A 599-nucleotide genomic window follows, 5' to 3' on the forward strand; every position below is an offset into this window, starting at 1 on the left:
TCAACTTCTACGCCACCGCCACCCAAGGCCAGTTCAACGGCGGCACCAAGGGTGCAGGCCTGACGGCGCGCGTCGACCAGGACAACCTGTTCGGCACCGGCCTGAAGAGCGTGGCCTGGCTGCAATACGCCCAGGGCTCGACTTCGCTGAACGCCAACTTCGGTCACCTCGACTGGGGCCAGGACAGCAAGAACTGGCGCATTGTCGAAAGCGTGAACTGGCAAAAGGGCGCTTTCGGCGGCCAGGCCATCGTGCTGTTCGCCAGCGAGAAGGACAACACCGGCCTGAAGACCAACTCGGCCTCCGTCGGTGGCCGCATGTCCTACGCCATCACCAAGAACTTCAAGATGGTGGGCGAGCTGGGCTACTCGCAGTACAAGGTCGATGACGGCAGCGATACCGCGCACCTGACCAAGCTGACGATCGCCCCGACGCTGTCGACCGGCCCCGACTTCTGGAACCGCCCGGAGCTGCGCCTGTACGCCACGTTCGCCAAGTGGAACAAGGCCGCTGGCAACGTCACCGGCCAGACCGCCTTCGACGACAAGACCTCGGGCAACAGCTTCGGCGCCCAGATCGAATGGTGGTTCTGATCCGGG

The 599-nt window shown here is 64.1% G+C and carries 1 protein-coding gene; it reads left to right on the forward strand.

The annotated features are described in order from the left end of the window. The coding region (locus LRH25_RS32595) for a carbohydrate porin (RefSeq protein WP_231013299.1) at positions 1-593 on the forward strand (593 nt) is incomplete at its 5' end. Positions 594-599 lie beyond the last annotated feature (6 nt).

The organism is Ideonella azotifigens, from assembly GCF_021043325.1.
GTDB lineage: Bacteria > Pseudomonadota > Gammaproteobacteria > Burkholderiales > Burkholderiaceae_C > Ideonella > Ideonella azotifigens.